This window comes from Limosilactobacillus sp. DJ3M12 (genome assembly GCF_947381695.1).
Classification (GTDB): domain Bacteria; phylum Bacillota; class Bacilli; order Lactobacillales; family Lactobacillaceae; genus Limosilactobacillus; species Limosilactobacillus kinnaridis.
Map to the genome: position 1 here is coordinate 101888 of NZ_CANCWY010000001.1, position 26196 is coordinate 128083.

Below are 26196 nucleotides of genomic sequence, written 5' to 3' on the forward strand. Positions count from 1 at the left end.
TATGATGTAATTTGAAATTTAATTAGGGGATTTTTATGGTAAAAAAATATTATGCAGTCAAAAAAGGTCGTCATCCAGGAATATATAAAACTTGGGCTGAATGTCAGAAGGAAGTTAATGGATATCCGAATGCTAAGTTCAAAAGCTTTTTAACGTTTAAAGGTGCTAATGAGTGGCTTCAGGCTACGGGAAATATCGTACCATCGACTAAAACGGTTGATTATTCTGATAACATTCTTGTTTATACTGATGGAGGCTCCCGTAATCATGGCAATAAATTGGGACAGCATGTTAAGGCAGATGATAAAGCGGCCTGGGCTTATTTTATTCAAACTAAAGATCAAGCTTATACAGGAACTGCTGGCGAATTTGGGGCTACTAATAATAAAATGGAGATTACAGCTTTAATTCAAGCACTAACTAAACTATTAGAACTTGGCCTCCAAGATCAACCAATTACAGCGATTTTGGATTCACATTACGTACTTGATCCAATTATGAAAGGCTGGTTAACTAATTGGCAGCGACGGGGATGGTTAACTGCTAGTGGCAAGCCGGTAGCAAATCAGAAGCTATGGGAAGAAATAGTTACCCTTTTACCTCAGTTCCCTAATTTACATTTTGATTGGACTAAGGGTCATGCAACGAATGCTGGAAATAATAAGGTCGATGAATTACTAAATAAGACGATGGATCAGTTATAATTATTTGACAAGAGGATGATAAGAAATGAGAATTGGTATTGACAAAATGGCTTTTGCAACAACAAATGACTATTTAGACCTTGTTGAATTAGCAAAAGAACGCAGCGTAGATCCTAATAAATTTACCATTGGAATTGGACAGGATCTACAGGCAGTTGTGCCACCTACGCAAGATATTGTGACTTTAGGAGCTACGGCAGCGAAAAAATTGCTTACTCCGGAATTAGAAAAAAATATTTCGACAGTAATTGTGGCAACTGAGTCAGGAATTGACAATTCAAAAGCGAGTGCAATCTACATTAAACGCTTATTAGGGCTTAGCGACTTCACCCGAACGGTAGAAATGAAAGAGGCTTGTTATTCTGCAACAGCTGCTATCCAATTTGCAAAGGGAGTAGTGGCGCTTAATCCTCAAGAAACTGTATTGGTGATCGCTGCTGATATTGCTCGTTATGGATTAAATACGCCAGGAGAGGTGACTCAAGGAGCTGGAGCAGTTGCAATGCTGATTTCGCGGAACCCTCACATCCTAACCCTTGAAGATACAACGGTTGCTTATAGTAAGGATATAATGGACTTTTGGCGGCCGTTATATGCAACAGAAGCTTTAGTAGATGGAAAATACTCTACTAATGTTTATATTGAATTTTTCCTTCAAACTTTTACCCGTTACCAGCAATTAACTGGGCGAGAATTAGCAGATTTTGCTGCCCTTACATTCCATATGCCATTTACTAAAATGGGAAAGAAAGGGTTAGAAGGGCTGCTCAAAGATCGTAATGATGAGGTAGCTCAACGATTACGAACACAATTAACCGCAAGTCAACTATTTTCACGTCAAGTTGGTAACCTTTACACTGGCTCCCTATATTTATCATTAATGTCATTGTTACAAAATAGTGACTTAAAAGCTGGAAGCCGAATTGGGTTATTTAGCTATGGTTCTGGTGCAGAAGGAGAGTTCTACACAGGAATCCTAGAAGATGGCTACGAGCATTATATGAATAATATTCAAGAAGAACTAGAACATCGTCACCAGGTTTCGGTAGCAGAATACGAAAAACTATTCAGTAGTCAATTAGGAATGAATGACCAGGATATCGAGTTTGATGTTACTAATGATCCATTACCTTTCGTTCTTAAAGGGCAAAAGGATCATCAACGGATTTATGAAGCCAAATAACTTAAATAAAAAGGAGCCCCAAAATGGACTCCTTTTTTATTTAGAAAATATGATCACGAAATAGTCCCACTACTTTACCAAGGATTTTTACATTGTCTAAGAAGATTGGCTCCATCGTATCATTTTCTGGCTGTAAACGAAAACGTGTTTTTTCTTTATAGAATCGTTTACAAGTAGCTTCATTATCATCATTCATTGCAATAACGATATCACCATTTTTAGCGGTGGATTGTTTACGCACAATTACTTGGTCGCCATTAAAAATCCCTGCTTTAATCATACTAGTTCCACGAATGGTAAGCATAAACAAATCATTATTATCTTGAATAGAAGGAGGTATCGGGAAAAACTCAGTAGCATTTTCAACTGCTAAAATTGGTTGCCCAGCCGTAACAACACCAAGCATTGGAATTTCTTTTTGAATCGGTTTTACACCTAAAATATCAAGTCCCTTGGGTGTGATCTCAAGTGCTCGAGGTTTAGAAGGGTCTTTTTGTAAGAATCCTTGTTCAATTAAGCGAGAGATGTGTCCATGGACTGTTGAAGTTGAAGACAGTCCAACAGCACTACAAATTTCACGAACAGTCGGTGGATAGCCATGATCTTCAACTTGTTTATGAATATAATTTAGGACGGCCATTTGTTTATTTTTTGCTACCTTTGCCATATTGACACCTCATTATCATTAATTGTGTTAAGCTTATCATAGATAGATGCATATTTCAAACGTACGTTCGTGATTTGCATTAATTTTATAAAATAAGTAAAATCGACTTTATTAAGGAGATGATTATAATGGCTGAATCGAAAGAACAAGATGCTTTATTGAAGCGAATTAATGAACTTGCTCATAAGAATAAAGAAGAAGGTTTAACTGAGGAAGAAACTAAAGAACGAGATCGTTTACGTAAGGAATACCTAAAGAACTTTAGAGAAGCAATGCGTAGTAATATTGAAATGATGCGGATTTTTGATAAAGAAGGTAAAGAGGTTACTCCTGAAAAGGTTCGTGAAATTCAACGTAAAAAAGGACTTCGTGACGATTAACAGCGATTTGCTCTTTTCAAAAATTGCTCTTTCGTGTAAGATGGATAGGTAACGAGCAAAGGAGGAAGTAATTGTGGGTATGACGATCATGCTAATGATTCTTGCATTATTAGTCGGTTTGGTTATCGGCTTCTTTGGTGCACGTAAATACATGGAAAACTACCTCCGCAATAATCCACCGATTTCGGAAGAGATGCTGCGGACGATGATGCTTCAAATGGGACAAAAACCATCAAGTCGTAAATTACATCAAATGATGCAAGCGATGAAAGCACAAGCTAAAAAGTCAAATCGTAAATAATATAAAAGGATGTGATTTTTATCACATCCTTTTATATTGGAAATTAAAATTCATCATTCTTTGGCTTTGGAGGAACAATATATTTATAATTGGGATCAATTTGTCTATCTAATTGGTCAAAGGCGTCTTGCATTTGCTTTTCTAAGTCAGCCTGTACTTCGGGAGTGAGCCGTTGCTTTCGGTCAATATAAATAGGCTTCCCAAATGCAATTTGGCGCGGCTTACGGGTAAATAGCTGGCCAAATTTTAGGGGTCCCTGGTAAACAGCAGGAACTAAGGGGACGTTTGCCATTTTAGCGATCACGGTGGCCCCGCCTTTTAATTTAGATGAGTAGCGTGATCCGCTAGGGAAAATAATGGTCGATAAGTCAGTCTTCTTTAAAATTGTAACCGGCTTTTTAATAGCAGACGGACCTGGATTTTTCCGATCAACCGGATAGGCATTTAGTGCTTTTAAGAATTTGCTAGCAATTGGATTCTTAAAAAGTTCTTTTTTAGCCATGAAGCTAAATTTTTTGGGCCATACGGCAAGCGCTAGTAAGACAGGATCCATCCAAGTACGATGAGGTGCAATAATAATATAATTGCCTTCAGGGATGTTTTCCCTATTGTATATTTTAGGTCGTCCGTTAATCAAATTTAAAAATGGATTAACGATTTTAACGAGGAAAGTGTACAACATGTCAATCTTCCAATCTATAACAAAATTAAGTTTTCGTTCCTCAGTATGACGAAAAAAAGTGGATCTTGCAAGTACAAAAATAATGGAGGACATAATGGAAAACAGAAATATTTTAAAAAAGGATGAAAGAATTGATCAGTTATATAGTCAGGATGTACGGATAATCCAAAATCCCCATTATTTTGCTTTTTCGTTAGATGCTGTCTTATTAGCAAACTTTGTGCGTCCCAATCATCGACAGAAATTAAAAATTGTTGACTTGTGCGCTGGAAATGGGGCAATCGGCATTTTTCTCCACGATAAGCTTAGCGGAACATTTACCGAAGTTGAATTACAACCACAGATTGCTGATATGGCTGAACGGACAATTTTGCTAAATGATTTACAAGATCGTTATACCGTCATTAATGATGATATCGCAAACGTTAATGATTATATTTCTAAGGACTCGATTGATATTGTCCTTTGTAATCCTCCTTATTTCCCAGTTACAGCCCAAAGCCAGAAGAATCCAAATAAAGCTTTAGCGATTGCTCGTCACGAAATAGCGACTGATTTAGTGACAGTTGTTAAAAAGATGAGTGGCTTATTAAAAATGAATGGTCATGGGTATCTTGTGCATCGTCCAGATCGTTTAGGTGAGATTTTACAAGTGTGTCAGGAAAATAGATTAGCACCTAAAAGAATTCAATTTATTCATCCTAAACCTGATCGTGATGCGAATATTTTGTTGCTTGAAGTGATTAAGGATGGCCGACCTGGAGGAGTAAAAGTAGTACCACCATTGATTGTTCATGGAGCAGATAACGAGTATACTCCAGCGGTTCAGGAGTTATTATATGGCAAGTGAGAAATACTATATTTATGTATTGTATTGTGCAGATAATAGCTTTTATTGTGGCTTTACCAACAATGTTAAACGGCGCTTTCATACCCATCAGACTTATCAAGGGGCAAAATATACTCGTGTGAAAAAGCGTCATCCGCTAAAGCTTATTTATTCAGAGGAATTTGAATCAAAGCATGATGCCCTGAGTGCGGAATATTATTTTAAACATCAAACCCGCCGCCAAAAAGAAAAATTTTTACTTGACCATGGTGTCGATTTATTGAAACTACGGAGGAATTAAGATGAAGATTTATATGTATGGTGTTTATCAGGATGAAGTTCCTTACATTAAGGAATGGCAAGAGGAACATCCTGAAGTAACTGTAGACTCAACAACGAAACTTTTAGACGAAAGCACAGTCAACTTGTCTAAGGGAAGCGATGGAGTAGTAGTATTCCAGCAAAAGCCTTATTCAGACGAGGCCTTACGTCAATTAGCGTTTAATGGTATTACAAAGATGTCATTGCGGAATGTTGGGGTTGATAATCTTAATCATGAATTAGTACGAGAACTTGGTTTCCAAATTACTAACGTACCAGTTTATTCCCCAGCTGCAATTGCTGAATTTTCAGTTACTCAAGCACTCAACCTTTTACGTCGAACAAAAGAATTTTATTTAAAATTAGCAAAAGGAGATTATAACTGGGCACCGCATATTGCTAAGGAAATGAATAAGCAGGTTGTCGGGATAGTTGGAACAGGAAACATTGGATCCACAGCAGCTAAAATCTTTGCTGGTTTTGGTGCAAAAGTGATTGCATATAGCCGTCACCAAAATAAGGAACTAGAAGAAATTGTTGAATACGTTAGCCTTGATGAATTATATAAACGGGCAACAATTATTTCGCTTTATTTACCTCATGTTCCAGCGACAGATAAAATGCTTAATGAAAAAACATTTGCAATGATGCAGGACGGGGTCTTACTGGTTAACACTGCACGTGGACCATTAGTCGATGAAAAGGCATTGATTGAAGCGTTGAATAGCGGTAAAGTCGGAGGAGCTGCTTTAGACGTAATGACTGGTGAAACCAAGATTTTTAACCAGCAAATTGATTTCCAAGAAGTTGATTATAACGAATTTAAGGATTTAGTTGATCGGCCAAATGTTTTAATCACGCCACATATTGCTTTCTATACTGATCAAGCAATTAAAAATATGGTTAAGATGAGTTTGTCCGCCAATCTAGATTTGATTAAAACTGGCACCTCAGATAAACTAGTTAAATTTTAAAATAAGTTAAGTGAAAAACCTTGTCAGTTTGCAAGGTTTTTTGTATACTATATTTCGGTGTTACGCGCCAATTTCACACCCAGAATGATGGTGGTGAGGGTGCTTAAATAGTCCCATTGCCAGAAGAAGACTGGGGAGGAGAAACAATTTGGAGGTATTATTTATGTCTGTTGTATCTATGAAGCAATTGCTTGAAGCCGGTGTCCACTTCGGTCACCAAACTCGTCGTTGGAACCCAAAGATGGAAGAATACATCTTTACTGAACGTAACGGTATTTACATCATTGACTTACAAAAGACTGTTAAGTTAATTGATACTGCTTACAACTACATGAAAGATGTTGCTGCTAACGATGGTGTTGCTTTATTTGTTGGTACAAAGAAGCAAGCTCAAGATGCTATTGAAGAAGAAGCTACTCGTGCAGGTCAATACTACGTTAACCACCGTTGGTTAGGTGGTACTTTGACCAACTGGAAGACTATCCAATCACGGATCGCTCGTTTGAAGGAACTTAAGAAGATGAGCGAAGACGGTACATTTGATGTTCTTCCTAAGAAGGAAGTTGCTGTCTTAACTAAGCAACGTGAAAAGCTTGAACGTTTCCTTGGTGGTATTGAAGATATGCCACGGATCCCAGATGTTATGTTCATTGTTGATCCTCACAAGGAACAAATCGCTGTTAAGGAAGCTCAAAAGTTACACATTCCAATCGTAGCTATGGTTGATACTAACACTGACCCAGACGACATTGATTACGTTATCCCATCAAACGATGATGCTATCCGTGCCGTTCGCTTAATCACTTCAAAGATGGCTGATGCTTTTGTTGAAGGTAAGCAAGGTCAAGACGATGCTCAACAAGAAACTGCTGATGATAACGCTGCTAACGAAACTGTTAGCGAAGATTCATTAAAGAACTTGAAGAACAGCGTTGAAGGTAAAGAAGACTAAAAATATTAAATTCTTGGGCTGTTTTGTACGGACCATTCTGGCCTAAGTACTAAACAGCCCTTTTTTCAAAAAAGATTATAAAAGGAGAGATTTCGTCATGGCTGAAATTAAAGCTGCTCAAGTTATGCAATTACGTAAAAAGTCCGGTGCCGGTATCATGGATGCTAAGAAGGCATTAGTTGCTAGTGATGGTGACATGGACAAAGCAATGGACTACCTTCGTGAAAAGGGTATTGCTAAGGCAGCCAAGAAGAGTGATCGTGTTGCAGCTGAAGGATTAGCTGATATTGCTGTTAATGGCAATACAGCTGCAATCGTTGAATTGAATTCAGAAACTGATTTCGTTGCTGCTAGTGAACCATTTAAGGACTTATTGAAGAAGGTTACTAAGTTAATTAGTGAAAACAAGCCTGCTAATGTTGAAGAAGCATTAGAAATCAAGACTGAAAATGGCACATTAAATGATGATATTATCAGTACTACACAAAAAACTGGTGAAAAGGTTAGCCTTCGTCGGTTTACTGTTGTAGAAAAGGATGACGGCGATAGCTTTGGTGCATACTTACACCAAGGTGGTCAAATTGCTGCATTGGTTGTCTTAGAAGGTGCTGACGATGCCACTGCTAAAGACGTTGCAATGCACGTTGCAGCTATCAACCCTGAATTCATGACTCGTGATGATGTTTCTCAAGAACGTCTTGACCATGAACGTGCTATCTTCAAGGAAGAAACTTTAAACGAAGGAAAGCCTGAAAAGATCGTTGACAAGATTGTTGAAGGTCGTTTAAACAAGTTCCTTTCACAAATTTGTTTAGCAGATCAAGACTTTGTTAAGGATTCTGACCAAACTGTTGAACAATACGTTTCAAGCAAGAATGGTAAGTTGAAGTCCTTCATTCGTTACGAAGTCGGTGAAGGAATCGAAAAAAAGCAAGATGACTTTGCTCAAGAAGTTAAGGACCAAATGAACTAAGCGTTCGGTCAAAAGGAGGACGTACTCAATGTAGTGCGTCCTTTTTTAAAGATTAACTTACCAATTCAAGGAGGATATCATATGGCAGATATTAAATATAAGCGAGTAATTTTAAAGCTCAGTGGAGAAGCATTAGCTGGCGACAAGGGTTTTGGGATTAACCCACCCGTTTTAAAGGATGTAGCTAAAGAATTAAAAGAAGTTCATAATTTGGGCGTTCAAATTGCCATCGTTGTTGGTGGTGGTAACATGTGGCGTGGTGTTACTGGTGCTGAATTAGGGATGGAACGTGCGCAAGCTGATTACATTGGAATGTTAGCAACTATTATGAATGCCTTATCACTTCAAGATGCGCTTGAATCAATTGGTGTTCCTACCCGGGTACAAACTTCAATTGAAATGCGCCAAATTGCTGAACCATATATTCGGCGGAAAGCTATTCGTCATTTAGAGAAAGATCGAATCGTTATTTTTGCTGGTGGAACAGGAAGTCCTTACTTCTCAACTGATACTACTGCTGCATTACGAGCAGCAGAAATTAACGCTGATGCCATTTTAATGGGTAAAAATGGGGTTGACGGCGTTTACTCAGCTGATCCAAATAAAGTTAAGGATGCTACTAAGTTTGATCATTTAACCCATATGGATATCATTGAAAAGAATTTACATGTAATGGATACTACTGCTAGTTCACTATCGATGGACAATCATATTCCATTGGTAGTCTTCAACTTGAACACATCAGGCAATATTATGAAAGTAGTAACTGGTCAAGAAGTTGGTACAACAATTGAAGGAGACTAATAATATGGCTACAGGAAAAGAAATTTTAAATGATGCCAAACAAAAAATGGCAAAATCAGGTGATGCACTTCAGCGGACACTTGCTGATATTCGTGCGGGTCAAGCCAATGCAAGTTTATTAAATTCTGTTAAAGTTGAATATTACGGAGCACCAACTCCATTAAATCAAGTTGCATCAATCACAATTCCAGAAGCACGGCAATTATTAATCACCCCTTATGACGAAAGCGTGCTTGAAGAAATTGAAAAAGCAATCTATGCATCTAATTTAGGATTAACTCCTCAAAACGACGGAAGTTCAATTCGCTTAATCATCCCACAATTAACTGAAGATCGGCGGAAAGAATTAGTAAAGGACGTTAAAGCTGAATTAGAAAAGGCAAAAGTTGCAGTTCGAAATGTTCGTCGTGAAGCAATGGATGACTTAAAGAAGGGTAACAAGAACGGCGACTTTAATGATGATGAATTCCATGATCTTGAAAAGAAAGTTCAAAACGAAACAGATGCTGGAATTAAGAACCTTGAAGATATTGCGAATGCAAAAGAAAAGGAATTAATGGAAGGCTAGTTTTCAGAAATAAAAAGGTTGTGAACTTTGCGTAAGTCCACAACCTTTTTATTTTGGCTAAAATTGAATTGTTATGATAAAACTATGTAACAATTTACTGTGGATTGACAAATCGAAATTTGCCTCTGGTATAATAAAGGCTATAATTAATTGGCAGACGTGAATTTTTAAGAAGTGTCTGTAATTAATCTTAAGTACATGATAAAAAATGGAGGAACAATTAGTGTTTTCCAAAAGTAAACATGATGAAATAAATCAGCAACTTGATATGGAACGTATTCCTAACCATATTGCAATTATTATGGACGGTAATGGTAGGTGGGCGCAGAAACGGCACCTTCCACGGGTTGCTGGTCATAAGCAAGGAATGCAAACAGTAAAAAAGATTACAATTGCTGCCAGTGAATTAGGGGTAAAAGTCTTATCATTATATGCTTTTTCAACCGAAAACTGGAAACGCCCTTCTTCAGAGGTAAGTTATTTAATGCAGTTGCCTGTCCGCTTCTTCTCAACATTTGTTCCAGATCTTGTCAAACATAATGTTAAGGTGACAGTGATGGGAGATATTACGCAACTGCCTGAAGCTACGCAAAAAGCTGTTAAAGAGGCAATGGCTGATACAGCCCATTGTACGGGGATGATTCTCAATTTTGCTTTGAATTATGGGAGTCGAGATGAGATCACTCAAGCTGCTAAAGAGATTGCAGAAGACGTTCAAAATGAGAACTTGGCACTTGCGGATATTGATGAAGCTTCGTTTGGTAAGTACTTGATGTCAGCACAACTGGGTCAATTTGCGGATCCTGACCTGCTAATCAGAACAAGTGGCGAAGAGCGGATTAGTAACTTTATGCTGTGGCAAATTGCTTATAGTGAATTGGAGTTTGTTCCAGAACACTGGCCAGACTTTGATGAAGATTCATTACGGTCAGCAATAATTGCCTATCAAGGACGTCATCGGCGGTTCGGTGGACTAAAAAATCAATAAATAATAAGGGGATTTTGTTTTGAAAACAAGAATAACGACCGCGGTAATTGCACTTGCAATCTTTATACCGCTTATTATATATGGTCATTGGCCATTAACAATTGCAGCCGTTGCCTTAGGAATGGTTGCAATGTCAGAAGTATTGGTAATGAAAAAAATGTTTGTAATTTCGTTTGAAGCTTTGATCAGTTATCTGGGGGTTGCATTATTAATACTGCCGGATAGTTGGCTTGACTTCTTGCCTAGTATTGCAACTCGATGGTTCGGATTCTATATTTTAGTTGTTTTACTTCTATTACATACGGTTATTCGAAAACAACGCTTTACTTTCGATGATGCTGGGGTTTTAACATTAGCAATGCTCTATATTGGAATGGGATTTCGCTATTTTATTGCTGCTCGTGCAATCAATTTTCAAACGCTATTATATGGAATGTTAATCGTTTGGATTACAGATAGTGGAGCATATTTAATTGGCCGAAAAATTGGTAAAAATAAACTCGCTCCTAAGATTAGTCCTAATAAAACTTGGGAAGGTTCAATTGGTGGTACATTAGCTGCTGTTATTATTTTGGCTATTTATTGCTACTTTATCCCTGTTGGTGCAGGTTGGGTAACAATGATATTCGTTACTTTGATTCTTTCAATCTTCGGTCAATTTGGTGACTTAATCGAATCATCATTAAAACGCTACTATGGTGTAAAGGATTCGGGAAAAATTCTTCCAGGCCATGGCGGAATTTTAGATCGGTTTGATAGTATGCTAATTGTTATGCCAATGCTTCATTTATTAGGGATCATTTAATCAAACGTAAGGAAGAGATTTTTTGATAATAACAATTATTACATTTATTATTGTTTTTGGAATCCTTGTCCTTGTTCATGAATATGGTCATTATTATTTTGCTAAACGAGCAGGAATTCTGGTTCGTGAATTTTCAATAGGAATGGGTCCAAAAATTTGGTGGAAACGAAAAAATGGTACTACCTATACTATTCGAATTTTGCCCCTCGGTGGTTATGTTCGTTTAGCTGGTGCTGATGATGAGGACCAAGATGAGTTAAAGCCAGGTACCCCTCTAACGATTCAACTAAATGATCAAGATAAAGTTATTAGTATTAATGCTAGTGATAAAACAACCTTATTTCAGGGGATCCCCCTTCAATTAGTTGCTTGTGATTTAGAAGATGGCTTATGGATAAAAGGATATGTCAATGGGGACGAAGATCAGCTGAAGGTATATAGTGTTGACCATGATGCAATGATTATTGAACGAGACGGAACCGAGGTACAGATTGCTCCACGTGATGTGCAATTTCGTTCAGCAAGTCTGCCTGCACGGATGATGACTAATTTTGCTGGTCCAATGAATAATTTCATTTTGTCCTTAGTAGTATTTATCATTCTTGGTTTTACCTTAACGGGCGTACCAACTAATAGCAATCAGTTAGGGCAAGTGAATGCCGGTTCCGTAGCTGCCAAAGCGGGCTTAAAAGCAAATGATCGGATTGTTAAGGTTAACAACCAAAAAATAAATAATTGGACTGACCTTTCAACTAATATTTCAAATAAGCCTAACAAGACAGTATCAGTAACGTATGAGCGTGGTAATAAGACATATCATATTAAGCTAACACCAAAAGCAGTTGAGCGAGGGCATCAGAAAGTTGGCCAAATTGGAATTGTTGAAAAGCAAGAGAGAAGTTTAGCTGCTCGATTAAAGTTTGGTTGGCAACAATTTATCCAAGCGGGAACATTAATTTTTAGTGTTCTTGGTCATATGGTTACCCATGGATTTAGCTTAAATGACCTTGGTGGACCGGTAGCAATTTATGCTGGAACATCACAAGCCACCTCATTGGGAATCAATGGAGTTTTAAATTTCTTAGCCCTCTTATCAATTAATTTAGGAATTGTTAACTTATTACCAATTCCAGCATTAGATGGTGGGAAATTATTATTGAATATTGTTGAAGCGATCATTCGGCGACCAATTCCTGAAAAAGCTGAGGGAATTATCACAATGATTGGTTTTCTAATCTTACTAACACTTATGGTTCTAGTAACATGGAACGATATTCAAAGATATTTTATTCGGTAATTAAAAACAAAGGAGTATAGTTTTAATGAAACAGTCAAAGGTATTAATTCCAACAAAAAAAGAGGCCCCAAGTGATGCAGAAGCCTTAAGTCATAAGATGATGATTCGTGCCGGCTACATTTACCAAGTATCTGCAGGGGTATGGTCATATTTACCATTAGCTTACCGGGTTATTCGAAAAGTAGAAAATATTATTCGTGATGAAATGGATAAGGCCGGAGCGGTTGAAATGCTTATGCCGGGACTTCTTCCAGCTGATTTGTGGAAGGAATCTGGTCGTTACGAAAGCTATGGTGATAATCTTTTTAAACTTAAAGATCGTCGTGACCGTGACTTTATTTTGGGCCCAACTCATGAAGAAACCTTTACTGAAGTATTGCGTGATAGTATTAAGTCGTACAAGAAGCTGCCATTAGTAGTTTATCAATTACAAGATAAGTTTCGTGATGAAGATCGTCCTCGTTATGGAATTCTTCGTGGAAAAGAATTTGAAATGCTTGATGGTTATTCCTTCTCAGCAGATCAAGAAGGATTAGACGAAGCCTACAATAATCAAGCAAAGGCTTACCGGAACATTTTTGATCGGATTGGCTTAAACTATAAAGTTATTCTCGCTGATTCGGGAACAATGGGTGGTAAGAACTCACAAGAATTCTCTGCACCAGCTGAAGTAGGGGAAGATATAATCGCTTATACTGATGGAGATTACGCTGCCAATATTGAGAAAGCTGAAAGTAAATTTACTGGTGTACAACAAACAGCTGCTCCTGCACCAATTGAGAAAAAAGCTACTCCGGGTGCTCATACGGTAGATGAAGCTGCAGAAAGTTTAGATCTTGATCCTAATCAAGTTATCAAATCAATGCTTTACATTGCTAAAATGAGTGAAGATGAATACCAACCGGTCTTAGTATTAATGCGTGGCGACGATGAAGTTAATGAAGCAAAGGTAACGAATGCTCTTGATTGTGAAGAACTTGAATTAGCTACAGAAGAAGATGCCGAAAAGTACCTTAATGCTCATCCTGGATCATTAGGACCTGTAGGAGTAGGCGAAGAAGTAAAAATTCTTGCTGATAATTATGTTAAGGTTTTAGTTAACATGGCATGTGGTGCTAATGAAGATGGTTACCATTATATTAATGCTAATATTGACCGTGACTTCCGCGTTGATCAATTTGGTGACTTCCGGAATGTTAAAGAAGGCGAGATTGCTCCTGATGGTAAACCACTTAAATTTACTCCCGGAATTGAAATTGGTCATATCTTTAAGTTAGGTACTCATTACTCAAGCAAGCTTGGTGCCCAAGTTCTTGATAGCAATGGTCGTTTGACAGACGTAATCATGGGAAGTTACGGTATTGGTGTAACCCGTCTATTGTCAGCTGTTGCAGAACAAAATGCTGATGAAAATGGTCTTGTCTGGCCTGATAGTATTGCTCCATTTGATGTTCATGTAATTCCAGTTAATGCGAAGAAAGAAGATCAAATGGCAATGGCTGATAAGATCGATCAACAATTAACTGAAGCTGGTTATGAGGTATTAGTAGATGACCGAAAAGAACGAGCAGGGGTTAAATTTGCTGATTCAGACTTGATTGGTATTCCAATTCGGGTTACTGTTGGTAAGAAAGCTCAAGATGGTATTGTTGAAATTAAGATCCGTAAAACTGGTGAAACTGTTGAAGTTAAACAGGAAGAGCTAGTAAATACGGTGGGAATTTTACTAAAGCAATTGAACGAAGAAAAAAACAAATAATTTAAACTAATGTGGCTGCGATGTTAAGATAAGTAACGTTACTCGCACCACATTTTTAAGTAGGAGGATTAGAACGTGGGATTAAGTCGCCAAGAATTATTTGGAAAACTATTAGAACAAATTCACTTTCCGGAAAAAGACAATTCTGCATTCAGAAATGCCGCAGTTCAATCAGTTGTTGTTCATAAAAAGTCTCGGCACTGGGAATTTCACTTAATCTTTAATAAAACTTTACCGTATGACCTATTTACGCAGTTCAACCAGAGCTTACAGCTAGGGTTCAAAGATATTGCTAAAGTTAGTTTGAAGATTAGTACTCCCATGACAGAACTTGATGAATCACAGATAGCTAATTATTGGCAGTTCATCATTAATAAGGCAATTAGTGATACACCAATGCTCCAACAAGCTTGCTTACAAACGGCTCCCGAGGTTAAGGAGGGTCGTGTAACGCTGGTTGTTGAAAATGAGGTAATTAAAGACTTACTAGCACAGAAAGCATTAGATAAGATTGAAAAATCATACCAAGAGCTAGGCTTTCCTAAATTTAGGATTCACCCATTTGTTGACCAGTCAGCCTCGCAAGCAAAAATTGAAGAATTAAAGGCTAAACACGAGAAAGCCGATGCTGCGCTTGCTGCCAAGGCGGCTGCCCGGATCAAGAAAAATGAGGCTGCAAAGAAGACAGCAAAGAAAAGTGCACCAGTTGCTCCTGCTGATGGCCCAGTTCAACTTGGCCGGATGATTGATAGTAAGCAGAATGTTATTCAAATGAAAGACATTGAGGGTGAAGAGCGGTCCGTGGTTGTTGAAGGATATGTATTTAATGCAGAAATTCGCGAACTACGCTCAGGTCGTCAATTATTAACCTTTGAAATTACTGACTACACTTCTTCTTTTGCTGTCAAGAAATTCTCACGCAACAGTGATGAAGAAGCACAATTTGCCAATATCAAAGCAGGAATGTGGTTGAAAGTTCGCGGGCCTGTACAAGAAGATACTTGGATGCGAGACTTGGTAATCACGGCTTATGATGTTAATGAAGTAACTCATACGGCGCGTCAAGATAAAGCTCCTCAAGATGATAAACGAGTTGAACTTCATACGCATACAACAATGAGTCAGATGGATGCCACTAATTCGATTACTGAGCTTGCAACTCGTGCTCATAAGTGGGGACATCCAGCGATTGCGGTAACCGATCATGGGAATGTCCAGGCTTTTCCAGAAGCATTTAGCGTGGCCCAAAAAACGGGCATTAAAATGCTATATGGAATGGAAGCTAATGTTGTTGATGATGGAATTCCATTGGTATACAACGAGAATCATGAAGAACTCGCTCATCAGACCTATGTCATTTTTGACGTGGAAACGACAGGGCTATCGGCAATTTACGATAAGGTAATTGAATTGTCTGCAGTTAAAATGCAAGATGGAAATGTCTTAGAACGTTTTGATGAATTCATCGATCCTGGTTTCCCGTTATCAGAACAAACAACTAATTTAACTAGTATCACCACTGAAATGGTTCAGGGTTCAAAAACTGAAGAAGAAGTTTTTCAGATGTTTAAGGACTTTTGTAAGGGCTGTATCATTGCTGGTCATAACGTTGCATTTGATATGGGTTTTATGAATACTGGCTATGAACGTCATCAAATGGGAAAAATCGCGGAACCAGTAATCGATACATTACCACTGGCGCGATTCTTATATCCTGATATGCGAGGATACCGATTAAACACGCTTAGTAAAAAGTTTAAGGTAGCATTGGAACATCACCACCGTGCTAACTATGATTCGGAAGCTACAGGACACTTGCTTTATAAGTTCTTGAAAGATGCTGAAGCCCGTTATGATGTGAAGTATGTGGATGATTTAAATAAGCACATGGAAGAAAATAATGCTTACCGTCATGCGCGGCCTTTTCATGTAACGATTTTTGCGCAGACCCAGGCTGGTTTGAAAAACTTATTTAAGTTAGTATCGCTATCAAACGTTGAATATTTTTACCGAGTACCGCGAATCCCGCGAACAGTGCTGACGAAATATCGTGAAGGACTGCTTTTGGGAACTGCTTGTTCATCGGGAGAAGTATTTACCGCGATGATGGAGAAAGGTTACGATCAAGCACTAGAAAAGGCGCGCTACTATGATTTTATTGAAGTTCAGCCCAAGCCAAACTATGCACCGTTACTTGAACAACATGTGATTGCAGATGAAGACCACCTCGAAGATATCCTCAAAAATATGGTCAAACTAGGGGATGAGTTGGAAAAAACAGTGGTTGCCACTGGAGATGTCCATTACCTTGATCCACATGATGCAATTTACCGTAAGATCCTGATTAATTCGCAAGGTGGCGCAAACCCGTTAAATCGAACTGAGCGTCCAGAAGTGCACTTTAGGACCACTGATGAAATGTTAAATGAATTTGCTTTTCTCGGTGAAGAAAAAGCCCACGAATTAGTTGTAGAGAATAGTAATAAGATTGCAGCTGAGATTGATGACAATATTCGGCCAGTAAAAGATAAACTTTATCCACCGCATATGAAGGGGGCCGAACAGGAAATCCAAGATCGGACATGGAATACTGCGCGAAAATGGTATGGTGATCCTTTGCCACAACTAGTTCAGGACCGGATTGAATTAGAGTTGAACAGTATTGTTAAGAACGGATTCTCTGTTCACTATTTAATTGCCCAACGACTAGTAGCTAAGTCTAATAAAGACGGATACTTAGTAGGTTCGCGGGGATCTGTTGGTTCAAGTGTGGTTGCAACGCTTTCGGGAATTACAGAAGTTAACCCGTTGCCACCGCATTACCGTTGTCCAAATTGTCAATTTACCCACTTCTATACGCAAGGGGAATATAGTTCAGGTTTCGATTTGCCAGATAAAAAATGTCCAAAGTGTGGCACTCTAATGGTAAAAGACGGTCATGATATTCCATTCCAAACTTTCCTTGGGTTTAAGGGTAATAAGGTACCAGATATTGATTTAAACTTCTCTGGTGACTACCAGCCAATTGCCCATAACTATATGAAAGTCTTATTCGGTGAAAAAAATGTATTCCGTGCCGGGACAATTGGTACGGTTGCTGATAAGACGGCATATGGATATGTGAAGGCTTACGAACGAGATACAGAAAAGGAATTTAGAAAGGCAGAGGAGGATCGCTTAGCAAAAGGAGCTACTGGTGTTAAGCGAACTACTGGTCAGCACCCAGCGGGAATTATTATTGTTCCTGATGATATGGATATTTATGACTTTACACCTGTACAGTATCCTGCTGATGATCAAACAGCTGCCTGGGAAACAACTCACTTTGATTTCCACTCGATTCACGATAATATTCTTAAAATGGATATTTTGGGACATGATGATCCAACGATGATTCGTGCCTTGCAAGATTTATCAGGAATTGATCCTCAATCGATTCCAATGGATGATCCAGGGGTGATGGCCTTATTCTCTAGTCCTAAGGTATTAGGGGTAACTGAAGAACAAATTCAAAGTAAAACTGGTACACTAGGATTGCCGGAATTCGGGACGCGATTTGTCCGGGGGATGCTGGAGGATACTCATCCGAAAAATTACTCGCAATTATTACAAATTTCTGGTCTTTCACATGGGACTGGTGTGTGGCTAGATAATGCCCAGGAACTAATCAAACAGGGAATTGCCACTATCGCTAATGTTATTGGTTGTCGTGATAACATCATGACCGACTTAATCCACTATGGAATGGACTCAGAAATTTCTTTCCAAATTATGGAACACGTACGGAAGGGGCGCGGGATTCCAGACGAGTGGCAAGAAAAGATGCATGAAGCTAATGTTCCACAATGGTATATGGACTCATGTTTGAAGATTAAGTATATGTTCCCGCGGGCGCACGCGGCTGCTTATGTCTTGATGGCTCTACGAATTGCTTACTTTAAGGTTTATTTCCCGTTAGTTTATTATTGTGCATTCTTCTCTGTGCGAGCAGATGACTTTGATGTAGTAGCGATGTCTCATGGTAAAGATGCGGTTAAGCAACGGATGAAAGAAATCAATGATAAGGGAAATGATGCCAGTGCAAAAGAGAAGAATCTCTTAACAATTCTTGAACTAGCTAATGAGATGCTGGAACGGGGCTTTAAATTTAAGATGGTTGATATTGAAAAATCAGATGCCTCCGATTGGTTGATTGATGGTGATTCATTAATTGCACCATTCCGAGCAGTTCCTGGATTAGGGCTAAACGTTGCTAAGCAAATTGTTGCCGCACGTGAAGAACGTCCATTCCTTTCTAAAGAAGATTTGGCAGAGCGTGGAAAGGTTTCGCAGACACTTATTGACTTTTTGACAGATAATCATGTATTAGATAAGCTGCCTGACGAAAATCAACTTAGCTTGTTTTAAGGAATAGTAATGAAAACATGCTTCATTGCTTGCCAGTGGCTGTGTTACATGCTACAATAGATTATGGTAAATAACTCGTGGGAGTGAGCAGAGATGCTCGCTCTTTTTATTGCAAATAATGGAGGTGACACGTTTGAGCAGTGTTGTAGAAACTGTAACAGATCTTGTAACGCCGATTTTACAGGACCATGATTTTTACTTATATGATTTAGAGTTTGTAAAAGAAGGTAAAAGCTGGTACCTCCGCGTTTATATTGATAAAGACGGTGGGATTACGCTAGAAGATTGCGCACTTGTCAGTGATGAATTAAGTGAAGCATTAGATAATGTTGAACCTGATCCAATTCCACAGGCTTACTTTTTAGAAGTTTCCTCACCAGGTGCTGAACGCCCACTGAAGAAAGAGGAAGATTATCAACGAGCAATTGACCATTACATTCACATTTCTCTTTACCAACAGATTAATGGTCAAAAGGTTTATGAGGGTACGTTAACGCAATTGTCTAATAAAGAAATTACGTTGGATTATTTAGACAAGACTCGTCATCGGCAAATTACGATTGATCGTCAGAAAATTGCCCAGGCCCGATTAGCGATTAAATTCTAGTATTAAAGGAGTGTCGAAAGGTGAGTAAGCCAAAAATTAACACTGAGATGATTGGCGCCCTTGATTATCTTGAAAAAGAAAAGGGGATCAAGAAAGAGATTGTTATTGAAGCGTTAGAACAAGCACTTGAATCAGCATACAAGCAAAATTACGGTGATAAGAATGTTGAAGTAGAATTCAATTCATTGACTGGTAATATTAAAGTCTACGCTGTAAAAACAATTACTGATGATGAAGAAGCAGTCGAAGCAGACAGCAACGAATTTATGAGTTTAGCTGATGCACGGAAGCTTCCTCATGGCCAAGGTTATGATATTGGTGATGAAATTCGCGAAGAAGTTACCCCTCGTGATTTTGGTCGGATTGCTGCCCAAACTGCTAAACAAGTAGTAATGCAGCGTCTCCGTGAAGAAGAACGGAAAATCATTTACGACAAGTATAAGACTTATGAAAATGAGATTATCACTGGTGAAGTTTCACGAGAAGATAAGCGTTTCACATATGTTGATTTAGGAGATGGTGTAGAAGGTGCCATGGGCTTTAGAGATAAGATGCCTAATGAGCACTACCACGTCCATGATCGGATTCAAGTATACGTAACGAAAGTAAATGACGATCGTCGGGGACCACAAATTTTTGTTAGCCGGACTGCTCCAGAACTTTTAAAGCGATTATTTGAACGAGAAGTGCCTGAAATCAAGGATGGGACTGTCTTAATCGAAAATATTGCTCGTGAAGCAGGTGATCGTGCTAAGGTTGCAGTATACTCAAATGATCCTAATGTTGATCCAGTTGGGACTTGCGTTGGTCCACGAGGTTCTCGTGTACAAGCAATCGTTAATGAACTTGATGGCGAGAATATGGATATTGTGGAGTATGTTAAGGAGCCCGCTAAGTTTATCGCTAATGCATTGAACCCAGCAGAAGTACTGGATGTAATCTTTAACGAAGAGAAGGCAGCAAGCGAAACTGAGGATAGCGAAGGTGAAGAAACGACTGAAGGACAAACAGAACGTTCATGCACTGTCGTTGTCCCAGATAGCCAATTATCCTTAGCCATCGGTAAGCGAGGACAAAATGCTCGTCTTGCTGCTCGGTTGACTAAGTACAAGATTGATATCAAGTCTGAATCTGAAATGGCTGAAAATGACCAAGAATCTGAAGAAGTAGCTGATTTAGAAGAAAATGTTGACAATAACGAAGAATAACTAGAAATTAAGCAGCGGGGTGAAAATAATGAAAAAGAGAAAAATACCGATGCGTAAAGACATTGTTACCGGTGAAATGATGCCTAAAAGGCAATTGATTCGGGTAGTTAAGAATAAGGAAAATGAAGTCTCCTTAGACCCAACTGGTAAAAAGCCTGGTCGTGGAGCATATGTTGCAGTAGATGTGGATATTGCAAAGCGCGCCAAGAAAGAAAAAACTTTTGAAAAAGCTTTTCATGTTCAACTTGATGAATCATTTTATGATGAATTAATCAAGTATGCAGACCACCTACAGGCACGACAAGAGTTATTTGGTAATGATCAAAAATAAAGAACAGGTCTTAAACCTCCTTGGAATCGCTCGGCGTGCCCGGCAACTTCAGAGTGGGGAAGAGATTGTCTTAAAAAATATTCAAACTAAAAAGGCAAAGTTTGTATTCCTAGCTTCAGATGCTGGAAAAGCTAGTGCAAAAAAGATTACTGATAAATGTAAATTTTATGGCATTCCTTTTTCAACAGATTTCACTAGAGAACAACTTAGCCGGGCAACAGGGCAAGCACGAACAGTTTTTTGTGTAATGCAATCAGGTTTTGCAAGAAAGTTTGAGGAACTACTAACTATGAGATAAGGAGTGTGAGCATATGGCCAAAGAACGAATTTATGAATTAGCTAAGGAATTAAAAATGCCTAGCAAAGACTTAGTTAATATGGCCAATCGGCAAGGAATGGGAGTTAAAAGTCACATGTCTTCTGTTACCCCAGATCAAGCGCAACAATTACGTCAACTTGCAAAGGGTGGACAAAAAACAACTAATAATCAACGCCAACCAGTAAAGAAAAATGATGGTCACAATAAGCAAAATAACCATCAAGCACAAAATCACAATCAACACCACGATCATGATAAGGCACAAAATGAGCGTCCACAAAAGAAAAACAATAGCCGACCAAACAATGGAACAAAAGATAATAATCAACACCAAAACAATGGTGGTCGATTTGGCGGCAGCTTAAATAACGATCAAGGCCGTAATGGCAAACGCTTTAATAAGAAAAATAAGAAGAATAAGAAACACAATAAGAACAAGCGGTTACGTGAAGTAGCTCATAAGCAACCAACACAACGAAAAGATAAGCCGCTTCCAGAAGTATTAGAATATACTGATGGGATGAATGCCCAAGACTTAGGAAAGATCTTACACCGTTCACCAGCAGAAATCGTTAAAAAGTTATTTATGCTTGGTGTAATGATCAACCAAAATCAGTCACTTGATAAGGATACAATTGAATTATTAGCAACTGATTACGGTATTGAGGCTAAGGAAAAGGTTCAAGTTGACGTTTCAGACATTGATAAGATGTTTGAAGATGAACAAAATAATACTGAACATCAAGTAACGCGGCCAGCTGTTGTTACTGTTATGGGACACGTTGACCATGGTAAGACAACCTTGCTTGATAAGTTACGTCACTCTCATGTTACTGAACATGAAGCAGGGGGAATCACCCAGGAAATTGGTGCTTACCAAGTTCACTATAATGATCAATTAATTACGTTCCTTGATACGCCAGGACACGCGGCCTTTACTGAAATGCGTGCACGAGGAGCTAATATTACTGATATCACGGTCCTTGTTGTTGCAGCTGATGATGGAGTTATGCCACAGACAGTTGAAGCTATTCACCACGCGCAAGCTGCCCAAACACCAATTATTGTTGCAGTTAACAAGATTGATAAGCCAGGTGCAAATCCAGATCGTGTAACTGAAGAATTAGCAAAGTATAACTTGATTCCTGAAGACTGGGGTGGAGATACGATTTTTGTTAAGATTTCTGCCAAATTTGGTAAGAATCTTGATGAATTACTTGATATGATTCTACTCCAAGCTGAAATGCTGGAATTAAAGGCTAATCCGGATCAAAATGCGGCTGGATCAGTTGTTGAAGCCCGCCTTGATCAAGGTCGGGGATCAGTTGCCACTATTTTAATTCAACAAGGTACTCTTCATGTTGGGGACCCAATTGTTGTTGGTAACACATTTGGTCGTGTGCGGACAATGACAAATGAAAATGGTCGTCGTATTAAAGAAGCTACCCCATCTACTCCTGTTGAGATTACTGGGTTAAATGAAGTACCAGAAGCCGGGGATCGGTTTGTTGTCTTTGATGATGAAAAGACTGCCCGTGCAGCAGGTGAAGAACGGGCTAAACGAGCAATGGATAAGGAACGTCAAAAGACTTCTCATGTTACATTAGATAACCTCTTTGCAACTATGAAGAAGGGTCAAATGAAGACCTTACCGATTATCATTAAAGCCGATGTTCAGGGATCTGTTGAGGCTCTAAGTCAAAGCCTTCAAAAGATTAAAGTTGACGGTGTTCGTGTTGATATTATTCACCAAGCCGTTGGTGCCATTAATCAAAGTGATGTTACCTTAGCTGAAGCGTCTAATGCGGTTATCATTGGTTTTAATGTTCGCCCAACTGCCGTAGCTAAGACATTGGCTGACTCTAATAGTATTGATATCCGTCTTCACCGTGTCATTTACGATGCAATTGAAGAAGTTGAAGATGCGATGAAGGGGATGCTTGAACCGGTATACAAGGAAGAAACAATTGGTCAAGTAGAAGTTCGTCAAATCTATAAGGCATCAAAAGTTGGTACAATTGCCGGGGGAATGGTTACTTCTGGTAAGATTACCCGTGATGCAAAGGTTCGTTTAGTTCGTGATGGCGTTGTTATTTACGAAGGTGAATTAGGTAGTCTTAAGCGCTTCAAAGATGATGTCAAAGAAGTTAAGCAAGGTTACGAATGTGGGTTGACAATTGAAAACTACAATGACATTAAAGAAATGGATGTTATTGAAGCCTACAAGATGAAAGAAGTTCCAGTTAAGTAAAAGCTGAGGAGAGATAAAGATGCCAAGTAAACAATATCGAGTAGATCGTTTAGCTCAAGAAATTCAAAAAGATGTTGATGAAATCTTGTTAAAACGTGTTCGTGATCCACGTGTACAAAACGTTACAATTACAGGTGTGGATGTTACTGGTGATCTCCAGCAAGCAACCATCTATTACAGTATCTTGTCAGATCTTGCTTCTGATGCGGAGAAGGCACAGGCTGGATTAGATAAGGCAACCGGGTTAATTCGCAGTGAATTAGGCGCACGTCTTAATATTTTTAAGACTCCAGAAATCAAATTTGTAAGAGACCCATCAGTTGCTTACGGTAGTCGAATTGATCAACTCATTAACGACTTACACAAAAAAGAAAAATAATTAGCAAAAAGGGAGCGAGACAGAAGTTACTTGTGACTTCGTTTTTCGACGCGAAGCAAGCCTCTGGGAGCCCCTCGCAAGCAACAATCGGCCTCCAACGTTCGTTTTTTTTACCGAGCGATGGAGGCCATTGTTGTACTGCACTATTTGTCTTTTGTGAAAGTAACTTGACTTATATCACAGCCCCTTGGAGGAATAACGATGGATGGAATAATACCCTTATATAAAGAACGTGGGATGACTAGTTTTGCATGTGTTAGTCGACTACGACAAATTTTAAAAACTAAAAAGATTGGTCATTCAGGAACACTTGATCCAGGTGTAGCGGGTGTTTTACCAATTTGTGTTGGAAATGCTACCAAAGTTGTTGATTATTTGATGCAATCAGGAAAACAATATCAAGGTGAGCTTTTAATTGGTTTTACGACTACTACTCAAGACCTTGATGGAGACAAAATTGAGGAAAAAGAAGTTACAAATGAAATTCCGACTAGTGAAATCCTATCAGCCATGAATTCATTAACGGGGACAATAATACAAATCCCACCGATGTATTCGGCTGTAAAAGTAAATGGGAAAAAACTTTATGAATATGCAAGAGCTGGTGAAACTGTTGAACGGCCCAAACGACAAGTGACTATTAGCAAATTTGAATTATTAAGCTCAAAGTATGATGAGGAAAATAAACAACAACGAATCCGTTTTAATGTTGAATGTAGTAAGGGTACTTATATTCGGACGCTTGTTGTTGACCTTGCACGTAAACTAGGGTATCCAGGAGTAATGAGTTTGTTAACGCGGTTGAAGAGTGGAGGCTTTACTCTTGATCAGACTCTAAGTTTAGACGACGTTCGCGATGCTGTTGCGACCCAAACTCTCCAGCAATATTTGTATCCTTTAGATTATGCTTTGAAGGACTATCTGCAATTAACGATTCAAGAGGCTCAATGGAAAAAGGTTCAAAATGGAGGATGGCTTTCTCCAAGTGAACTTAATACTAGTGAGAAGGAAATTGTGTTATCATTTGATGGACAAGTAAAAGCACTATATCATTTTGATCCAAAAAATAAAATGTATAAGCCAACTAAAATGTTTGCAGTTAATTGAGGAGTGTAGGAGTTGCAAGTTATTAAAATTCACCATCCTTTGGAAAAAAGACTAATTCCTGCGGGGCCAATTGTACTTGCAATGGGTTTCTTTGATGGTGTTCATCGGGGACATCAGGCAGTAATCAAACGTGCCCGTGAAATTGCCCGTGAAAAAGGATTGCCATTAGTAGTTTTGACGTATGATCATGCTCCAGGAATTGTTTATCGTCAATATAAGGGCGGCTTTAAATATCTATCAACGGTCGATAGGAAGCTTGAGTTATTAAATGACCTTGATGTCGATCGGGTTTATTTAATAAGCTTTACCTCGTCTTTTGCAAGTCTTTCTCCTCAGCAATTTGTTGATGAGTATTTGGTAGGCTTTCATGCTCAAACGGTCGTAGCAGGTTTTGATCATACTTATGGAAAAGAAGATATTGCATCAATGAAGTTGCTTCCTAAGTATGCAGCGGGACGGTTTGAAGTTGTAACTGTGCCCAAATTTACTGAGGATGGAAGTCAAGAAAAGGTCGGTTCGCGAGAAATTCGGAAATTAATTGATGCTGGTAATGTAGAAGCAGCCAACCAAGCACTAGGGTATCCTTATCAAACAACTGGCTTAGTAGTTCATGGCTTAGCTCGTGGACGAACACTTGGTTTTCCTACAATCAATGTTGAGCATCCAGAAGAGGAGCGAATTCCTGGGATTGGGGTCTATGCTGTCAAAGTTAAGCTCGGTAAGAAGTGGTATGACGGCATGGCAAGTGTTGGCCATAACATAACATTTGGCGATGCTAATCAATTAACGGTTGAGATTAATCTATTTGATTTTCAACAAATGGTGTATGGTGAAGAAGTAGTTGTGCGCTGGTATCAGTACCTTCGTGGCGAAGAAAAGTTCACGGGAGCGGATGCATTAGTAGCACAGATGAAGCAAGATGAACAAAACGCCCGTCGTATTTTAGAAAAATATAAATAAAAGAGGTTTAGATTGATCTTTCGTGGCAATTTCGCCACCAAGATTCATCAAACCTCTTTTTTAATGCCGACTTCCCCGATGACTGGTAGTCTGGTTAATTTTATGAATATTTCGTTCAAATTTGAATCCGCCATCAGTCACTAATTTGAAATGCCGCATTTTCCCGTTAAAAGGCTGGCCGTTTAAGCGTACTGTTGTCCAGTTACGCATAATTTCGGTCATGGAAGCAAGTGCCTTAAGTTGATTAGGATTGTTCTCCTTAATTGCTTCGTCTTTAATATCTGACTGCAAGCGATAGATTAGGTTGTTATGGTATTCTAATAGTTCATTCGTTAGGGACGCATTGCGGTATTTATTAAATAACTTCTGAATTAATAACATTGCTTCTTGAGTATTCTGAGGTTGAATATAGCGATGTTCTTTATGTTTCATGGATAAAG

27 protein-coding genes are annotated in these 26196 nt (G+C 38.7%); 24 read left to right on the forward strand and 3 right to left on the reverse strand.

What is annotated here, in order from left to right; genetic code table 11:
- Positions 1-35 precede the first annotated feature (35 nt).
- Entirely contained in the window at positions 36-704 is a 669-nt protein-coding gene (locus QOS06_RS00530; RefSeq protein WP_087214933.1) for a ribonuclease H family protein, read from the forward strand.
- A gap of 25 nt (positions 705-729) precedes the next feature.
- Positions 730-1887 (forward strand): hydroxymethylglutaryl-CoA synthase, encoded by a 1158-nt coding sequence (locus tag QOS06_RS00535; RefSeq protein WP_098047182.1) that lies wholly within the window; start codon positions 730-732, stop codon positions 1885-1887.
- Between the two features lie 40 nt (positions 1888-1927).
- Here QOS06_RS00535 and lexA read toward each other — a convergent pair whose 3' ends face one another.
- Positions 1928-2554, reverse strand: a complete 627-nt coding sequence (gene lexA / locus QOS06_RS00540) for a transcriptional repressor LexA (RefSeq protein ID WP_003666853.1) — start codon at positions 2552-2554, stop codon at positions 1928-1930.
- A gap of 128 nt (positions 2555-2682) precedes the next feature.
- Between lexA and QOS06_RS00545 the strand changes: the two genes are divergently transcribed.
- Positions 2683-2934 carry a DUF896 domain-containing protein gene (locus QOS06_RS00545; RefSeq protein ID WP_003674333.1) on the forward strand — a complete coding sequence of 84 codons (252 nt, stop codon included), beginning with the start codon at positions 2683-2685 and terminating at the stop codon, positions 2932-2934.
- A 73-nt stretch (positions 2935-3007) separates the two neighbouring features.
- Entirely contained in the window at positions 3008-3235 is a 228-nt protein-coding gene (locus tag QOS06_RS00550) for a YneF family protein (protein ID WP_003666855.1), read from the forward strand.
- A 43-nt stretch (positions 3236-3278) separates the two neighbouring features.
- On the opposite strand, the gene QOS06_RS00555 is transcribed toward QOS06_RS00550, so the two are convergent.
- Positions 3279-3917, reverse strand: coding sequence for a lysophospholipid acyltransferase family protein (locus QOS06_RS00555; RefSeq protein ID WP_003668200.1), 639 nt, complete (start codon positions 3915-3917; stop codon positions 3279-3281).
- 94 nt (positions 3918-4011) lie between these two features.
- Between QOS06_RS00555 and QOS06_RS00560 the strand changes: the two genes are divergently transcribed.
- From QOS06_RS00560 to ribF, 20 genes are all read left to right on the forward strand, one after another.
- Positions 4012-4767, forward strand: coding sequence for a tRNA1(Val) (adenine(37)-N6)-methyltransferase (locus tag QOS06_RS00560; RefSeq protein WP_013924001.1), 756 nt, complete (start codon positions 4012-4014; stop codon positions 4765-4767).
- Complete coding sequence (locus QOS06_RS00565) at positions 4757-5047, forward strand: GIY-YIG nuclease family protein (protein WP_003668197.1); 291 nt, start codon at positions 4757-4759, stop codon at positions 5045-5047. Before QOS06_RS00560 ends, QOS06_RS00565 begins: the two co-directional genes overlap by 11 nt.
- 1 nt (position 5048) lies before the next feature.
- Positions 5049-6041 carry a D-2-hydroxyacid dehydrogenase gene (locus QOS06_RS00570; protein WP_152703901.1) on the forward strand — a complete coding sequence of 331 codons (993 nt, stop codon included), beginning with the start codon at positions 5049-5051 and terminating at the stop codon, positions 6039-6041.
- Between the two features lie 163 nt (positions 6042-6204).
- Positions 6205-6993, forward strand: coding sequence for a 30S ribosomal protein S2 (gene rpsB, locus QOS06_RS00575; protein ID WP_003666860.1), 789 nt, complete (start codon positions 6205-6207; stop codon positions 6991-6993).
- A gap of 97 nt (positions 6994-7090) precedes the next feature.
- Positions 7091-7966, forward strand: coding sequence for a translation elongation factor Ts (gene tsf / locus QOS06_RS00580; protein ID WP_003666861.1), 876 nt, complete (start codon positions 7091-7093; stop codon positions 7964-7966).
- A gap of 81 nt (positions 7967-8047) precedes the next feature.
- Positions 8048-8770, forward strand: coding sequence for a UMP kinase (gene pyrH, locus QOS06_RS00585; RefSeq protein ID WP_003671153.1), 723 nt, complete (start codon positions 8048-8050; stop codon positions 8768-8770).
- A gap of 4 nt (positions 8771-8774) precedes the next feature.
- Positions 8775-9338, forward strand: coding sequence for a ribosome recycling factor (gene frr / locus QOS06_RS00590; protein WP_035157866.1), 564 nt, complete (start codon positions 8775-8777; stop codon positions 9336-9338).
- A 208-nt stretch (positions 9339-9546) separates the two neighbouring features.
- Complete coding sequence (gene uppS / locus QOS06_RS00595) at positions 9547-10326, forward strand: undecaprenyl pyrophosphate synthase (protein ID WP_087214921.1); 780 nt, start codon at positions 9547-9549, stop codon at positions 10324-10326.
- Between the two features lie 19 nt (positions 10327-10345).
- On the forward strand, positions 10346-11131 hold the full coding sequence (locus QOS06_RS00600; protein WP_087214919.1) for a phosphatidate cytidylyltransferase: 786 nt from the start codon (positions 10346-10348) through the stop codon (positions 11129-11131).
- Positions 11132-11153: 22 nt separating this feature from the next.
- Complete coding sequence (rseP, locus tag QOS06_RS00605; RefSeq protein ID WP_087214917.1) at positions 11154-12428, forward strand: RIP metalloprotease RseP; 1275 nt, start codon at positions 11154-11156, stop codon at positions 12426-12428.
- Between the two features lie 25 nt (positions 12429-12453).
- The gene (locus QOS06_RS00610) at positions 12454-14187 is read left to right on the forward strand and encodes a proline--tRNA ligase (protein WP_152697289.1); all 1734 of its coding nucleotides are present in this window, start codon (positions 12454-12456) and stop codon (positions 14185-14187) included.
- A 75-nt stretch (positions 14188-14262) separates the two neighbouring features.
- A complete protein-coding gene (locus QOS06_RS00615) occupies positions 14263-18594 on the forward strand; it encodes a PolC-type DNA polymerase III (RefSeq protein ID WP_229411579.1) in 4332 nt (1443 codons plus the stop codon).
- A 133-nt stretch (positions 18595-18727) separates the two neighbouring features.
- Positions 18728-19201, forward strand: coding sequence for a ribosome maturation factor RimP (gene rimP / locus QOS06_RS00620; protein WP_139561226.1), 474 nt, complete (start codon positions 18728-18730; stop codon positions 19199-19201).
- Between the two features lie 20 nt (positions 19202-19221).
- On the forward strand, positions 19222-20409 hold the full coding sequence (gene nusA / locus QOS06_RS00625) for a transcription termination factor NusA (RefSeq protein WP_085678249.1): 1188 nt from the start codon (positions 19222-19224) through the stop codon (positions 20407-20409).
- 28 nt (positions 20410-20437) lie between these two features.
- The gene (rnpM, locus tag QOS06_RS00630) at positions 20438-20740 is read left to right on the forward strand and encodes an RNase P modulator RnpM (RefSeq protein WP_003668183.1); all 303 of its coding nucleotides are present in this window, start codon (positions 20438-20440) and stop codon (positions 20738-20740) included.
- Positions 20727-21038 carry a L7Ae/L30e/S12e/Gadd45 family ribosomal protein gene (locus tag QOS06_RS00635; protein ID WP_003671135.1) on the forward strand — a complete coding sequence of 104 codons (312 nt, stop codon included), beginning with the start codon at positions 20727-20729 and terminating at the stop codon, positions 21036-21038. The genes rnpM and QOS06_RS00635 overlap by 14 nt, the downstream gene beginning before the upstream one ends.
- A 13-nt stretch (positions 21039-21051) precedes the next feature.
- Positions 21052-23310, forward strand: a complete 2259-nt coding sequence (gene infB / locus QOS06_RS00640) for a translation initiation factor IF-2 (RefSeq protein WP_085678252.1) — start codon at positions 21052-21054, stop codon at positions 23308-23310.
- Positions 23311-23329: 19 nt separating this feature from the next.
- On the forward strand, positions 23330-23689 hold the full coding sequence (gene rbfA, locus QOS06_RS00645) for a 30S ribosome-binding factor RbfA (protein ID WP_003665800.1): 360 nt from the start codon (positions 23330-23332) through the stop codon (positions 23687-23689).
- 201 nt (positions 23690-23890) lie between these two features.
- Entirely contained in the window at positions 23891-24796 is a 906-nt protein-coding gene (gene truB, locus QOS06_RS00650) for a tRNA pseudouridine(55) synthase TruB (RefSeq protein ID WP_085678255.1), read from the forward strand.
- Positions 24797-24808: 12 nt separating this feature from the next.
- Positions 24809-25756 carry a riboflavin biosynthesis protein RibF gene (gene ribF / locus QOS06_RS00655; RefSeq protein WP_003671127.1) on the forward strand — a complete coding sequence of 316 codons (948 nt, stop codon included), beginning with the start codon at positions 24809-24811 and terminating at the stop codon, positions 25754-25756.
- Between the two features lie 60 nt (positions 25757-25816).
- On the opposite strand, the gene QOS06_RS00660 is transcribed toward ribF, so the two are convergent.
- Positions 25817-26188, reverse strand: coding sequence for a hypothetical protein (locus QOS06_RS00660; RefSeq protein ID WP_003671125.1), 372 nt, complete (start codon positions 26186-26188; stop codon positions 25817-25819).
- Positions 26189-26196: the final 8 nt, after the last annotated feature.